Source organism: Methylobacterium planeticum (assembly GCF_008806345.1).
GTDB classification, from domain to species: Bacteria; Pseudomonadota; Alphaproteobacteria; order Rhizobiales; family Beijerinckiaceae; genus Methylobacterium; species Methylobacterium planeticum.
The window spans coordinates 106108-121471 of the sequence record NZ_VZZJ01000016.1 but is presented as its reverse complement, the minus strand read 5'-3'; the positions used below and the strand labels follow the sequence as shown (position 1 = coordinate 121471).

9 protein-coding genes and 1 rRNA gene are annotated in these 15364 nt (G+C 69.0%); 5 read left to right on the top strand and 5 right to left on the bottom strand.

Annotated features, from left to right (window positions below; all coding sequences use genetic code 11):
* Together F6X51_RS18035 and F6X51_RS18030 are read right to left on the bottom strand one after the other, a co-directional pair.
* Positions 1 to 240: ribosomal RNA gene (locus F6X51_RS18035) — 16S ribosomal RNA — on the bottom strand; the annotation flags it as partial.
* 437 nt (positions 241 to 677) lie between these two features.
* Complete coding sequence (locus F6X51_RS18030; RefSeq protein WP_191970160.1) at positions 678 to 1439, bottom strand: Crp/Fnr family transcriptional regulator; 762 nt, start codon at positions 1437 to 1439, stop codon at positions 678 to 680.
* A gap of 481 nt (positions 1440 to 1920) precedes the next feature.
* Here F6X51_RS18030 and F6X51_RS18025 point away from each other — a divergent pair, with 481 nt between their 5' ends.
* From F6X51_RS18025 to F6X51_RS18005, 5 genes are all read left to right on the top strand, one after another.
* Positions 1921 to 3528 (top strand): multicopper oxidase family protein, encoded by a 1608-nt coding sequence (locus F6X51_RS18025; RefSeq protein ID WP_150965053.1) that lies wholly within the window; start codon positions 1921 to 1923, stop codon positions 3526 to 3528.
* 9 nt (positions 3529 to 3537) lie between these two features.
* A complete protein-coding gene (locus F6X51_RS18020; RefSeq protein WP_150965052.1) occupies positions 3538 to 4353 on the top strand; it encodes an FAD binding domain-containing protein in 816 nt (271 codons plus the stop codon).
* The gene (locus F6X51_RS18015) at positions 4350 to 7052 is read left to right on the top strand and encodes a molybdopterin-dependent oxidoreductase (RefSeq protein ID WP_150965051.1); all 2703 of its coding nucleotides are present in this window, start codon (positions 4350 to 4352) and stop codon (positions 7050 to 7052) included. Before F6X51_RS18020 ends, F6X51_RS18015 begins: the two co-directional genes overlap by 4 nt.
* Positions 7049 to 8005 carry an antibiotic biosynthesis monooxygenase gene (locus tag F6X51_RS18010; protein ID WP_150965050.1) on the top strand — a complete coding sequence of 319 codons (957 nt, stop codon included), beginning with the start codon at positions 7049 to 7051 and terminating at the stop codon, positions 8003 to 8005. Before F6X51_RS18015 ends, F6X51_RS18010 begins: the two co-directional genes overlap by 4 nt.
* A gap of 209 nt (positions 8006 to 8214) precedes the next feature.
* Entirely contained in the window at positions 8215 to 11397 is a 3183-nt protein-coding gene (locus tag F6X51_RS18005; RefSeq protein ID WP_150965049.1) for a multicopper oxidase family protein, read from the top strand.
* Positions 11398 to 11448: 51 nt separating this feature from the next.
* Here the strand turns inward: F6X51_RS18005 and F6X51_RS18000 are convergent, their stop codons facing one another.
* The 3 genes from F6X51_RS18000 to F6X51_RS17990 all read right to left on the bottom strand — a co-directional run bounded on the left by F6X51_RS18000 (position 11449) and on the right by F6X51_RS17990 (position 15320).
* Positions 11449 to 11847 (bottom strand): DUF1801 domain-containing protein, encoded by a 399-nt coding sequence (locus F6X51_RS18000; RefSeq protein ID WP_150965048.1) that lies wholly within the window; start codon positions 11845 to 11847, stop codon positions 11449 to 11451.
* A gap of 149 nt (positions 11848 to 11996) precedes the next feature.
* Complete coding sequence (gyrB, locus tag F6X51_RS17995) at positions 11997 to 14444, bottom strand: DNA topoisomerase (ATP-hydrolyzing) subunit B (RefSeq protein ID WP_150965047.1); 2448 nt, start codon at positions 14442 to 14444, stop codon at positions 11997 to 11999.
* Positions 14445 to 14675: 231 nt separating this feature from the next.
* Positions 14676 to 15320, bottom strand: coding sequence for an MBL fold metallo-hydrolase (locus F6X51_RS17990; protein ID WP_150965046.1), 645 nt, complete (start codon positions 15318 to 15320; stop codon positions 14676 to 14678).
* Positions 15321 to 15364 lie beyond the last annotated feature (44 nt).

Genomic DNA, 15364 nt, shown 5'->3' with positions numbered 1-15364 from the left:
GGGCCGTTACCCCACCAACTAGCTAATCAGACGCGGGCCGATCCTTCGGCGGATAAACCTTTCCCCAAAAGGGCGTATCCGGTATTAGCTCCAGTTTCCCGGAGTTGTTCCGAACCGAAGGGTACGTTCCCACGTGTTCCTCACCCGTCTGCCACTGACATCTGACGATGCCCGTTCGACTTGCATGTGTTAAGCCTGCCGCCAGCGTTCGCTCTGAGCCAGGATCAAACTCTCAAGTTGAAAAGAGCTCAATCTCAGCTGATCACAATCACGAAAAGCACACCGTCAGGCCAAAGGCGTTTCCACCACAGGCCCCGTGCGCTCCCGAAACGTGGCATCAGCGTCCTTCACTCACGATCCGGCACAAAGCCAGATCCGCAAGGACATCAGCCGCCCACGCTTCTCTTTCTCAGATCAACTTGTCAAAGAACCGCACCGACCAGGAGCCGGTGCCTGCATCCACAGAGACAACAAAGCGTCCCAACTCGCGCTGGACCTTGCTTGCGGTCATTCCCTGAAGATCCCGGTGCGGCCCGCCTTTGCTCAGGCACCGCGTCGGGAGGCGTCGTATAGGGCCCCCCAATCGGGCTGTCAATCGCCAAACATCTTCCGCCGCGAGACGGTTTCGGCCTAGGCCGGACGGCACTGCCACGCCCTGCTCCGGCCCGCGATGTGTCTCAGGAGGCGCGGGCGAGAGGCGACGGCATGCGGGCCGCCGCCGCTTCGGCGCCGAAACATTCGAGGCAGAGGTAACCGGGATCGAATTCGGCGAAGGCCTTCAATTGCGGCACGTCCGGGATCGCCACCTGCTGGTTGCTCCAGGTGATCAGGCCGCTCGTGCGCAGGGCCTGCAGGACGCGGTTCGTGTGAACGGCCGAGATCCCCAGAGCGTCCGCCACGTCGCCCTGGGATACCGGGAAGTCGAAGCCGTGCTCGCCCGCGAGGTCGATCTGCTGCAGGCTGGTCAGCAATTCGCACAGAAGATGGGCGAGGCGCTTGTCGGCCGGGCGGGTGTCGTTGACGATCCATTCCCGGGCGCGGCTCAGCTCCCGCAGCGTCACCCACCAGATCGCGCGGCTGATGCCCGGATAGCTGCCGATCAGCTCGGTCAGCTTGGGACGGGAGAGATCCGCGACCGAGCAGGTGGTCAGGGCGCCGACGCGGAGGTCGCGTCCGAACGCCCCGGCATCGTGCATGTGGCAGAGGTCGCCCGGCAGGACGAAGGAGACGATCCGGCGGTTGCCGGTCCTCAGAACCTTGTAGCGGCACGCGAAGCCGCTCATGACGAGGTAGACACGATCTCCGGGGTCGCCGGGGTTGAAATCGTGATGGGCCGGAACGCATCGGCGGTTGAACGCCAAGGTCTTCAGCTCGTTCTTCTCATCATCCGTCAGCCGACCGGCATGTTCGAGCTTGTGCAGGAATGGATCGGCCGCCAACAAATTGCCCTCAATTCGGTCTGACGCTGTTAAACTACCAGTTGCATCCGACGATAAACTCCGGACCAGAGAGCGGCAACTATCCGTTGCGCGATCGGATAATCCGACATAGCTGGGCTGCGCCCACGGCATGGCGTCGATTCCGGGCGCCGCGGATCGGTCTCGCCAGGATGGCAACGGGGCAGTCGCGCCTACCCGCGTCAGCCTGGACCCCGGCCACGCGGTCGGGGACGGGGAACCGCGACGCACCAAGTCCGGGATCGATCGTCAGCCTCTGGGCACCAATCTGCACACGTTCCTGCAAAAATGCATCGCTCATTTGCAGCTCCAAAGAAATCAATCGCAGATCATCCGGCCGTTTTTTCAGACCTGCCGCTTTCTTCTCACCGGGCGGGGGAACATACCGTCCAGCGTACACTCTCTTAAGACCTTGTTGCGACAAGCCTGGGGCAGTCGAACCGTGATCGCGCGGCGGAGTGAGATGCAGCAGGCCCCCCAGGAGATCGCTGTCCACCCCGCCGCCACCGGCACGAAATCCCTGTCCCGCCGACAACTCATCGATCGTTGCATCGGCGTCGGCGCGCTCCTGCTGGCGCCCGGCTCCGCCGGGGCCGGTCACGCGATGCACGGCGCCCCGGGCGCATCCGGCCACATGGACATGTCCCCGACGTCGGGCGTGGTCCCGGACGCGGTGGTGCCCGCGACGGATCAGGCGCTCGTCGAGCCCGAGACGCGGCGCTCCGCCGATGGGATGCTCAGCACCACCCTCCGGGTCGGCTACGCCTATCGGTGGATCGGGGGCGTCCGGCTCTATGTCAGGTGCTACGAAGGCGCCAGCCCCGGGCCGACCCTGCGCGTGAAGCCGGGCGACACGCTGCGCATCAGGCTGATCAACGATCTGCCGCCGAACCGGGACCGGCTTCCCGCCGACATCAGTCAGCCGCACCAGTTCAACAACACCAACTTCCACTTCCACGGCGCCCACGCGAGCCCGAGCGGGATTGCCGACAACGTCATGCGCTCGATGGCTCCCGGCCACAGCTACGACATCGAGATCAAGCTGCCGGAGGATCACACCCGCGGGACCTACTGGTATCACCCCCACCACCACGGCAGCGCCGACATCCAGATGTCGAGCGGCATGGTGGGGGCGATCGTCGTCGAGGGCGATTTCGCCGATGTCCCGGAGATCGCGGCCGCCCGCGAGCGCCTGCTGATCCTGACGCAGGTCGTCTTCGACGCCAGCGGCATGGTCGAGGCTTTCGAGACCCTGTTCCCCGAAACGGCGACGCGCTTCCTGGCGGTGAACGGGCAACGGCGGCCGACGATCGCGATGCGCCCCGGCGAAGTGCAGCGCTGGCGCATCCTCAACGCCGCCTACCAGGACGACTTGCTCCTCGACCTCGAGAAGCACGACCTGCAGGTCATCGCCTATGACGGCATCCAACTCGGCGCCGTGCAGGCGCGCAAGCGGGTCCTGATCGCGCCGGGCCAGCGCGCCGACCTGCTCGTCAGGGCAGGCGCCGCCGGCACCTACGCGCTCAACGCGATGCCCTACGACCAGGGGCATCCGTCGCCGGTCGGGGCCCTGGCGCGGGTCGTGGTGTCCGGGACGCCGATGGCCATGGCGCTGCCGAGCGCGTTGCCGCCGCCGCCCCTGGAGACCATTCGCGATTCCGAGATCACGAACCGCCGCACCGTGACCTTCTCGGCGACGGCGCCCGAGGCGGACGCCGCCGGGCATTGGCAGGAATTCGGGTTCTTCATCGACGGGAAGACGTTCGATCCGAACCGCGTCGATCATCGGATCAAGCTCGGCGCGGTCGAGGAATGGACGATCGTCAACACGCATGAGCACGACGATCATGTGTTTCACATCCACACCAACCCGTTCCAGGTGGTGCGGGTCAACGGCGAGACGCTGGCCGTGCCGGAATGGCGGGATTCCGTGATCGTCGACCGCAAGGGGGGCGAGGTCGTGTTCCGCTCGCGCTTCCTCGATTTCACCGGCGTCTTCATGCTCCATTGCCACATGATGAACCATGAGGAGATGGGAATGATGCAGACGGTCGAAGTCTATCAGCCCTGAGGGTCCACGATGAACCTGACGACCATCGCCGAAGTGAGGCGCCCGACGTCGCTCGACGAGATCCAAGGGTGGCATGACGGCTGCTCGTGGCTCGCCGGCGGCACGTGGCTGTTCTCGGAGCCGCAGGTCTCCGTCAACACCCTGATCGATCTCGACAGCCTGGGCTGGGCGCCGCTGGCGGTCTGCGCAGGGGGCCTTGAGATCGCCGCAACCTGCCGGATCGTGGACCTGCACGCGTTCGAGGGGCCGGCGGCCTGGCGCGCGGTGCCGCTGTTCCGGCAATGCATCGAGTCGTTCCTGATGTCGTTCAAGATCTGGAACGCGGCGACGATCGGCGGCAACGTCTGCATGGCGCTGCCGGCCGGGGCGATGATCTCGCTGACCGCGGCGCTCGAAGGCGTCTGCACCTTGTGGCCGCGGGAGGGCGTGCCGCGCGACGTCTCCGTCGTCGATTTCGTGACCGGCAACCATCAGAACGTGCTGCGGACGGGGGAATTGCTGCGCAGCATCCACCTGCCCGCCTCCGCCCTGTCGAAGCGCAGCGCCATGCGGCAGGTCTCCCTGACCCGGTTCGGACGGTCGGCGGCCCTCATCATCGCAACCGCGGAGGACGACGGCGCGGATTTCCTGCTGACCGTCTCGGCCGCCACGCCGCGGCCGGTGCAGTTGCGCTTCGCCGCGTGCCCCTCGGCGCAGGAGCTGCGCGACGCCCTCGACGACCGATTGCCGCCGGACGCCTATTTCGACGACGTGCATGGCTCGGCTTCCTACAAGCGCCACGTCACGCGCTACCTCGCCGAACAGATCCGTACGGAGCTCGCGTGACCCAGTATTCCGTCAATGGCCGCAGCTATGCGGCCGAGCCGACGCCCGGCCAGTGCCTGCGGACCTTCCTGCGCGATCTCGACGTGTTCGGCGTCAAGAAGGGATGCGACGCCGGCGATTGCGGCGCCTGCACCGTGCATATCGACGGCAAGCCGTTCCATTCCTGCCTCGTCCCGGCCTTCCGGGCCGAGGGACGCGAGGTCACCACGATCGAGGGTCTGGCGCGATCGGGCGAGCCGCATCCGATGCAGGCGGCCTTTCGCGAGGCGCAGGCGTTCCAGTGCGGGTTCTGCACCGCCGGCATGATCATGACGGCCGTGACCCTGAGCGAGGCGCAGAAATCCGATCTGCCGCACGCGCTGAAGGGCAATCTCTGCCGCTGCACCGGCTACCGCTCGATCCACGACGCGCTGCAGGGCCGATGCAACATCGAGGCGGACCTCCCCGGCAGGGCGCTCGGGGCCAGCCTGCCCAATCCCTTCACCGACGCCATCGTCACCGGCAGCGCGCGCTACACGATGGATGTCGCGGTCGAGGCGCTGCTGCACCTGAAGGTGCTGCGCTCGCCCCATGCCCATGCGCGCATCGTCTCGATCGAGCGCGGCGCGGCGCTCGCCGTGCCGGGCGTCGTCGCGGTCTATACCTGGGAGGACGTGCCGAGGCGCCTGTTCAGCTCGGCCCTGCACGAGGACCACCTCGTCGATCCCGACGACATCATGCTCCTCGACAACGTCGCGCGCTTCGTCGGCCAGCGCGTCGCGGCCGTGGTGGCCGAGACGGAGGCCGCCGCCGAGGCCGGCTGCCGCGCGCTCCGGGTGGATTACGAGGTGCGGCCGGCGGTCTTCGATCCGGTCGCGGCCGTCCAGCCCGACGCACCGGTGCTGCACGACAGAGATCAGGTCACCGCCAGCAGCAACATCTTCTGCACGCTCCAGGGCGAGATCGGCGACGTGGCCGCAGGCTTCGCCGAAGCCGACGCGGTGCACGAGGAGACCTACTCGACCACCCGCGTCCAGCACGTGCACCTCGAGACGCACGGGTCGATCGCCTGGAGGGGTGAGGATGCGCGCTGGCACATCCGGACGAGCTCGCAGGCGCCGTTCGCGGCCCGGCAGAAGCTCGCCTACATCATGGGGATCCCGCCCCGCGACCTGCACGTCTTCACCGAGCGCGTCGGCGGCGGGTTCGGCGGCAAGCAGGAGCTGGTCTCGGAAGATCTCGTCCTGTTCGCCACGATGAAGCTCGGGCGTCCCGTGAAGTGGGAGTGGACGCGGGAGGAGGAGTTCATCGGCGCCACGACGCGGCACCAGATGACCACCCGGGTGAAGATCGGCGCGCGTCGGGACGGCACCCTGACCGGCCTCGACGTGGAGGTGTTCTCCAACACCGGGGCCTATGGCGGCCATGGCGGCGAGACCCTGGCGGCCGCGATGGCGAGCCCGATCGCGGCCTACCGGTGCGCGAACAAGAAGGGGATCGGCCACGCCGTCTACACGAACATGACCCCGGGCGGGGGATTTCGCGGCTACGGCGCCTCGCAGACCACCTTCGCGGTGGAATGTGCGATCGACGCGCTGGCGAGGCAACTCGGGATCGATCCGTTCGAGATGCGGCGCAAGAACGTCGTGCGGCCGGGGGACAACATCGAGTCGATCTGGAAGGAGCCGAACGACGCCAGCTTCGGGAGCTACGGCATCGGCGAATGCCTGGACATCGTCGAGCGCGAGTTGCGCAAGGGGAACGGGGTCGCGAAGCCGGACGGCGCCGCGTGGGCGGAGGGCCAGGGCGTCGCCCTGGCGATGCTCGAGTGCGGGCCGCCGACCGAACATCGCTCGGGCTCCGAGCTGCGCCTGCTGCCGGACGGCACCTACCATCTCGCCTGCGGGTCGACCGAGATGGGCAACGGCATCACCACGGCGCACAAGCAGATCGCCGCATCGGTGCTGGGCACCCGCGCCGACGACATCGCCATCATCAACGCCGATACCGATCGCACGCCCTACGACACCGGCACGTTCGCGAGCACGGGCGTCGTGGTCGGCGGCAAGGCGGTTCACCTGGCCGCGCAGGCCATGGCCGAGGACATCCTCGACTTCGCCAGCCGGCACAGCGGCGTGCCGATCGACCAGTGCCGGCTCGACAATGACGGCGTCGTCTGCGGCAATCAGCGCATCCCCCTGACCGAGCTCCACGCCGAGGGTGCCAAGCTCGACCATCGCTTCTCGGTGAGCCGTCGGGCCTATCTCTCGCCGCGGACGATCGCTTTCAACGTGCAGGGGGTCCGCCTCGCGGTGCATCGGGTCACCGGCGAGATCCGGGTGCTCCACAGCGTCCACGCCGCCGATATCGGCCGGCCGATCAACCCGATGCAGTGCCGCGGCCAGCTCGATGGCGCCGTCGCGATGGGCTACGGCTGGGCGCTGGTCGAGACCATGGTGCACGACAGCCGCGGGCGCATGGTCAACCCGCAACTGCGCAACTGCCGCATCCCGACCTTCGCCGACACGCCGCGGACCGAGATCTTCTTCGCCGACACGACCGACCGGATTGGGCCGCTCGGTGCCAAGTCCCAGGGCGAGTGCGGGATCAATCCCGTGGCGCCCGCCGTCTCGAATGCGCTGGCCGACGCCACCGGCGTTCGCTTCGCCCACCTGCCCTTCACGCCCGATCGCCTGTTCGAGAAGCTCGCCGCCACATGAGCGGGCCTGCGAGCAGCGTCAGCATCGTGACGCAGACCTGCGTCCAGCCCGCGAGCGCCGAGGCGTTCGCCCAGTGGCAGGGCGGGACCAGCGCGGTGATCTCGGCCTTCCCGGGATTCATCGAGCAGCGGCTGATGCCGCCCCATCCGCCGCTGCAGGTCGATTGGGTGATCCTCCAACGGTTCGTCAGCCTGGAACATGCCAAGAAATGGCTGAGCTCGGCCGAACGCCAATCCCGCATCGAGGGGGCCGCGCCGATGCTCGTCGGGCGCGACGACGTTCACATCGTCAACGACGACGCCAGCGCCGCGCGCACGGCGCCGGCCTCCGCGGTCATCAGCACCCGGGTGAAGCCCGGCATGGAGGCCGAATACCTCAAGTGGGAGCAGAAGGTCGCCGCGGCCCAGTCGAAGGCGGCAGGCCTGCAGGGCTACCGGTTCGAGCCGGCCGTGCCGGGCCTGCAGGACGACTTCATCGCCATCCTGCGTTTCGACAGCGACGCCAACCTGCAGGCCTGGATGGATTCGCCCCAGCGGCGCGCCCTGATCGAGGAAGCAGCGCCGCTGACGGCGGAGTTCCATGCGCGGACGGTGCAGAGCGGCTTCGAGCAGTGGTTCCGCGATGCCGCGCCGCAGGGGGCTCCGGCCCCCGCGGCGTGGAAGATGAACATGATCGTCCTCCTGACGCTCTACCCGATCGTCTTCCTGTGGGGCCTGCTGGTGGGCACGCCGATCCTGACCCGGGCGCTGAGCCTGGATTTCCCGGTGGCGCTGTTCATCGGCAATGCCTTCAGCGTGCTGCTCACCGCGCGCCTGGTGCCGTGGACCGCCGAGCGGCTTCGCTGGTGGCTGGCTCCGGCGAAGGACCGGCAAGCCCGCGTGGATCTCCAGGGCGCCGCGTTGCTGGTCGCGGCCTACGCGATCATGATCCTGCTCTTCTGGAAGGTGCTGTAACCGGGCTTGGCGGAGCGAACCGCTCGGCGCCGCTTCGCCAGGCCCGGCGCCGTGTTTCCCGCTACCCTTGCGGGAGGCGATGCACTAGCGTGCCGCAGGGCCGATGGCCGACATCGAGCGAGGGGCGTGTCGACATCGCAGGGTCCGACACGCCGACGATGGCCGCACAGCACCGCAGCAGCGGCCGACATCCCTGTCCCGAGGATCCCATGAATCTGGTCCCTGCCCGCCCGCATCCGCGGTCGCCGCTGCCTCGCGCCGGCGCGGCGGCCTTCCTGATCGCGGCCGTGGCCCTGATCGGCCAAGCCTGGCCGGCCGCCGCGCAGACGGCCGGCGCCGTGTCGTCCGAGTTCCGGGAGCCCGTGACGCTGGCGACCCGGGACGGCGTGCTCGAGGTCCGGCTCACGGCGCGCCAGGGGCGGGTCGCGCTCGACACGGCCTCGAAGCCGGTCGAGAACTTCCTGCTGTTCGACTACGCGCTGATCCGGGGCGCCGCCTCGAACGGCGCGACGGACGGCAAGGGGCTGTTCCCAGCGCCGACGCTGCAGGTGTTCCCGGGCGAGCGTCTGATCGTGCATCTCGACAACGCGCTGAGCGGCCTCACCATCGCCGACTATTACAGCCCGCAATACACCGCCAAGGACGCGACGGTCCCGCTCTACCCGATCCAGCTGATGGCATCGCCCCTGAACCTGCATGTCCACGGCGTCCACGTCAGCCCGAAGGGCAATTCCGACAACGTGATGCTCCACATCCCCGCCGGGATGTCGAACACCTACACGTACGACGTGCCGCGGGACATGCCGCAGGGCGCCTACTGGTACCACAGCCACCTGCACAGCCTGACCTCGGCGCAGGCCTATATGGGGCTTGCGGGCCTGCTCGCGATCGGTCGCACGGACGGCAACCTGCCGGCAGTGACGCGTGACCGCATTCCGATCCGCAACATGCTGCTGCAATACAACTTCGTGTTCGACCGCGGCGGCGCCGCGCCGCAGCTCAACAACGCCAACTGGCCGCAATACGTCAGCACCATCGTGCCGCCCAGGGGCGACGAACTGGCCAACGGCACCTACCGCCCGCTCCTGGCGCCCGTGAACTTCGTCGCGTCGCCGCCCGGCTCGACCTTCCTCACCGGGTGGTATGCCGGCCCCTTGTCGATCCGCAACGACCGCGGCCTGCTGCAGGCCATTCCGAGCAATCTGCAGCGATTCACCGCCGGCGACGGGCGCACCGCGCGCGACGTTCCGGCAAACCCCGCCCTCCCCGACCGGGAGCGCGACGTGCAGTTCACGGTCAACGGCCAGTTCCAGCCCCTGATCCGGAGCAAGGCCGGCCAGACCGAGATCTGGGTTCTCGCGAATGTCAGCGACTTCGCCTACATGAACGTCCAGCTGACCGAGACCGCGACAGGGCGGCATCCGCCGATCGCGATCGTCGGCCAGGACGGCAACCCGGCCGAGGCGGTGCATTACCCGCCGACCGAGAACGGCACGCGGCTGCTGATTCCCCCCGCGAGCCGTTTCGCCATCGCGGTGACGATGCCCCGAGAGGGCGACCTCGTGCTCGAGATGCCCCCGCGCGGCGGCGGCGCCAAGACCATCACGCAGCCCGGCATCCTCTACACGAGCAACGGCACCGCGAACCCGCCGGCGGTGCTCGGCAGCCTGAGCGTCCAACCCTCGGCCGTGAGCTACGTCGACGGTTTCTTCGCCTTCCCGACCCAGACGCTGGCGACCGCGACCCCGGTGGGTGCGGGCGGCACGACCACCGCGTTCGCGGAGGGCCAGAAGCTCGGCGCCTACACGTCGTTCGTGGACCTCGCCGAGGCCACGCCCGACGTGACGCGCAAGATCGTGATCTCCGGGGGCTTCCTGAACGACAAGGCCGCGGCGAGTGACCCGAAGGCCTTCGTCTACGCCTTCGACGCCGCGGCCTTCCCCAACATGCCGCTGATCCAGCCCCGGCTCGGCTCGGTCGAGGAATGGCGCTTCGTCAACCACAACAACGACGAGCACCCGATCCACGTCCACGTGAACGACTTCCAGGTGATCACCTATTTCGACCCCACGACGGGGCTGCGCACCGGGCCCGACCGGTTCGGCGTCGACAACGCCAACGCGCCGGCGCCGACGATGCAGATCGACGAGAGCGTGATCGAGCCGGGTCTCCTCACCATCCGCACGCGGTTCGACACCTATGACGGCCTGTTCGTCATGCACTGCCATCGCCTCAACCACGAGGACAACGGGCTGATGGCGCTGATCAACGTGATCCCGGCGATCTCGAGCTACGCGGTCGTCGTGCCGGGCGCGCCGGGCCGGTCGACGCAGGTCCGCGTGCTCGACGGCGCGGACAACCGCCTGATCGCGACCCTCACGCCGTTCCCGGGCCACGAGGGCGATGTGAGCGTCGCCATGGGCGATGTGGACGGGAACGGCGTGCTCGACCTCGTGGTGGGGTCGGGCCCGGGCCTGGCCCCGGAGGTCATCGCCTATTCGGGGGTGACGGGCCCCGGCAAGACCGCCTTCGCGAAGGAGCTGGCACGCTTCCCGGTGTTCGAGCCGGCCGCGCGCGGCGGCATCAGCGTGGCGGCGACGCAGGTTGACGGCACCACCGCCGACAACATCCTCGTCGGCTCCGGCCCCGGCGCCGAGAGCCTGGTGCGGGTCTACGGCACCACCCTGCCGGCGCCCGGTACCGCCCCGACCGTCTTCGCGAGCTTCAGCCCCTACCCGGGCACGGCTTCCGGCGTCAGCCTCGCCACCGGCTTCGTGGACTTCTCCACGGGCCGCAACAGCATCGTCACGGCTCCGGGGCCGGGTGTGCAGACAGAGGTCAAGGTCTTTGCCTTCCCGCTCCTCAGGCCGATCGCCGGCAGCGCGGCGGCGGGCCATGCCGCCACGCACGCCGCCGGCATCGACACGCCGGACGTCACCGCCCGCTTCCTGCCGTTCGGGCCCGCCTACAAGGACGGGGCCTCGCTCGCGACCGGGTGGCTCGCGGGCACGCTCGGGGGCGCGAAGCGCATCGTCGTCGGGCAACGCGCCGGGGACGGCACCGTCAAGGTGTTCTCCAGCGGCTCGGCGCTGGACGGGGGCCCGAGCATGTACCTGCACGGCCCGAACGAGCACGGACACGGCGCCCGCTTCCGCGAGATCGCCAGCTTCCGTCCTTTCGGCAGCGCCGGCGGCGTCCACGTCGCGACGACGAGCACGACCCTCGGAGCCCACCTGCTGGTGGGCGGCGCCGGCGGTCCGGGGACCGGCGCCCGCGTCCTCAAGTTCGATTTCACCCGCTCCGGCACCGAGGCCGGCAGGCTGGAGGCGCAGCCCCTCGGCGAGGCCGTCTCCCTCGTCGGAGCGCCCGCCACCGTCCTCGCCGGCGACTGATGGCGGGGCGTCATCGGGCGGGGCGGCCGATCAGCCGCGCATCAAGCGGGATCAGGCGCGGAGGCGGGAGATGTTCAGCCGCACGGCCGTGCGAACGAGCGCCCCGAAGGCCTCCTCGTCGATCCGCGCGCCTTCCGGAATGTCGATGGCGCGCCGGGTGTTGCCCTCGAGGCTGGCATTGAAGAGCCGCGCCGGGTCGTCGAGCGAGGCCCCTCTGGCGAAGGTCAGCTTCACGACCGTTCTGTAGGTCTCGCCGGTGCAGATGATTCCGGCATGGGACCATGTCGGAACGCCGCGCCACTTCCACTCCTCGACCACCTCGGGATCGGCCTGTCTGATCAGGCCGCGAAGGCGGGCGAGCACCTCGCCTCGCCAGTCGCGGAGCTCGACGAGCCGCTCGTCGATCAACCGGGACGGGGATTTCCCGTCCCGAGAGCCGCCCTCGTCCATGACATGCCTCAGGTTGAGCCAAGGTGGACCACGCGGCGTTCAGGTCGTCCGCCCGCGGGGCAGTCACCGGATGCCCGCGCGCCAGGCCCTGTCGACCGGCGTGCCCGGCTCGGTGCGGCGCTCGCCCGCGGGACGACAGGATGGTCGGATCAGACGTCGAGGTTGGCGACGCTCAGCGCGTTCTCCTGGATGAATTCGCGGCGGGGCTCCACCACGTCGCCCATCAGCTTCACGAAGAGGTCGTCCGCATCGGTCGTGTCCTTGACCTTGACCTGCAGGAGCGAGCGCACGTCCCGGTCGAGGGTGGTCTCCCAGAGCTGCTGGGCGGTCATCTCGCCGAGGCCCTTGTAGCGCTGGAGCTGCAGGCCCTTGCGGCCGAAGGCCATCACGGCCTCGAACAGGCCGACGGGGCCGTGCAGCACCGTCTCGTCGCCCTTGCGGGCGAGCGTGACGGACTCGCCGTAGATCTCCCGCAGGGCATCGGCCCGGTCGGCGAGGCGGCGTGCCTCCTGGGAGGCGATGAGCGAGGCATCGAGGGCCGAGACCTGCCGCACGCCGCGCAGGGTCCGGCTGAGGACGTAGCCGCCCTCCCGCGCCTCGCCCTCCCAGCCCTGCTCGATCTCGTCCGCGATCGTGTCGAGGCGCTTGGCCGTCATGGCGGCCAGGACCTCGGCCTCGCCGGGGTTCTCGGCCGCTTCCGGCCGCAGGGCGCCCGCGATCACGGCCTGCTCGACCACGGAGCGGTCGTAGCGGGTGTGCAGCCCGTGCAGGATGCCGCGGAAGACCCGGGCCTCGTCGACCAGCACCTTGAGCTGGTCCCCGGCGAATTCCGTGCCGGAGGCGAGCCGCAGGCTGGCGCCCTCGATGCCCTGGTCGATCAGGTAATCCTCGAGCGCCCGCTCGTCCTTGAGGTAGAGCTGCCTGCGGCCGCGCTCGGCCTTGTAGAGCGGCGGCTGGGCGATGTAGAGGTGCCCGCGCTCGATCAGCTCCGGCATCTGCCGGAAGAAGAAAGTCAGGAGCAGGGTGCGGATGTGCGAGCCGTCCACGTCCGCATCCGTCATGATGATGATGCGGTGGTAGCGCAGCTTTTCCGGGTTGAAGCCCTCGCGGTCCGTCGAGGAGCGCCCGATGCCGGCACCCAGCGCCGTGATCAGCGTCCCGATCTCCGCCGAGGACAGCATCCGGTCGGGTCGCACGCGCTCGACGTTGAGGATCTTCCCGCGCAGCGGCAGGACCGCCTGGAAGGTGCGGTCGCGGCCCTGCTTGGCCGAGCCGCCGGCGGAATCACCCTCCACCAGCAGGATCTCGCACTTCGTCGGATCGCGCTCCTGGCAATCGGCGAGCTTGCCGGGCAGCGAGGCGATGTCGAGGGCGCCCTTGCGGGTCACGGTCTCGCGGGCCTTGCGGGCCGCCTCGCGGGCCGAGGCGGCGAGCACCACCTTGGCGATGACCGCCCTCGCCTGCGCCGGGTTCTCCTCGAGCCAGTTCGAGAGGCCCTCGTTGAGGACGTTCTCGACGGCGGGGCGCACCTCGGAGGAGACCAGCTTGTCCTTCGTCTGCGAGGAGAATTTCGGGTCCGGCACCTGCACGGAGATCACCGCCGTCAGGCCCTCGCGGCAATCCTCGCCCGTGAGCGTGACCTTCTCGCGCTTGGCGATGCCGGAGGCTTCCGAATAGCCAGTGATCTGGCGCGTCAGGGCGGCGCGGAAGCCCGCCATGTGGGTGCCGCCGTCGCGCTGCGGGATGTTGTTGGTGAAGGGCAGCACGGTCTCGTTGAACGAGTCGTTCCACCAGAACGCCACCTCGACCCGGATGCCCTCCCGCTCGGCCCGCACCATCAGGGGCTTGGTCATGCCCTCGATCGGCTTGCGGGAGCGGTCGAGGTAGCGCACGAAGGCCTCGATGCCGCCCTCGTAGTAGAGCTCCTCGCGCTTGTGCTCGGCGTGGCGCGCGTCGGTGAGCACGATGCGCACGCCGGAGTTCAGGAAGGCAAGCTCGCGCAGGCGCTTCTCCAGCGTGGCGAAGTCGAACTCGATCATCGTGAAGGTGCCGGTCGAGGGCAGGAAGCTGACCTCGGTGCCGCGCCGGCCGTTGCCGGGGCCCAGCACGCGCAGGGGCGCCACGGCATCGCCGTGGCGGAACTCCATCACGTGCTCCTTGTCGTGGCGCCAGATGCGCAGGCGCAGCCACTGCGACAGGGCGTTGACGACGGAGACGCCGACCCCGTGCAGGCCGCCGGACACCTTGTAGGAGTTCTGGTCGAACTTACCGCCCGCGTGCAGCTGGGTCATGATGACCTCGGCCGCCGAGACGCCCTCCTCCTTGTGGATGTCGACCGGGATGCCGCGGCCGTTGTCGGAGACGGTGCAGGAGCCGTCGGCATTGAGGGTCACGGTGACGAGGTCCGCGTGACCCGCGAGCGCCTCGTCGATGGCGTTGTCCACCACCTCGTAGACCATGTGATGCAGGCCGGAGCCGTCGTCGGTGTCACCGATATACATGCCCGGCCGCTTGCGCACGGCGTCGAGCCCCTTAAGCACCCGGATCGATTCCGCGCCGTAGGCATCGGCGTGTTCAGTCTGCGGATTGTCGGCCATGAAGTTCCTCGGGCAGGCGGGTGTTCGCTTGAGCTGTTCGGGCCCGTCTCACGGGCCCCTGCGCCTGCGATTCGTTCGGTACGCCTGATATAGGGGTTCCGCCTTGAAATTACATCGTTTCCGGCGCTGTCGGAGCCGGCCCGGATCCCTCGTTCTGGAGCCTTCGCCTTAACGTCCCGTTAGGGGCGTCGGCCCGCGCGCCGCCCTCCGGCAGCGCGGGGGGCGGGATGCTCAATCCTGCAGGAACGGGTTCGTCAGGCGCTCCTCGCCGAGCGTGCTCGTCGGCCCGTGGCCGGGGATGAAGGCGATGTCGTCGCCGAGCGGCAGCACCTTCTCCTTGATGGCCCGGATCAGCTGGTCGTGGTTGCCGCCCGGCAGGTCGGTGCGGCCGACCGAGCCCTTGAACACCACGTCGCCCACGAGGGCGAAGCGGGCGTCGCGGCTGATGAACACCACGCTGCCCGGGGAATGGCCGGGGGCGTGCAGGATGTCGAAGGCGAGTTCACCGACGGTGACGGCGTCGCCCTCGTCGAGCCAGCGATCGGGCGTCACCGCGCGGGCCCCGGGCAGGCCGTAGCCGGCCCCGGTCTCGGGCAGGGAATCGAGGAGGAAGCGGTCGGCCTGGTGCGGCCCCTCGATCGGCACGGCGAGGCGCTCGCGCAGCTCGGCCGCGCCGCCCGCATGGTCGATATGGCCGTGGGTCAGCAGGATCTTCTCGATGGTGATGCCCTGCTCGCGAATCGCCGCCTCGATCCGATCGAGGTCGCCGCCGGGATCGACCACGGCGCCGACCTTGCTGGCCTCGTCCCAGATCAGGGTGCAGTTCTGCTGGAAGGGTGTGACCGGAATGATTCCGGCGCGGGGCGTGCCTGGCATCGGGGCTCTTTTCGGGCTCGGAGGCGCCCTGCCGGGCGCGGATC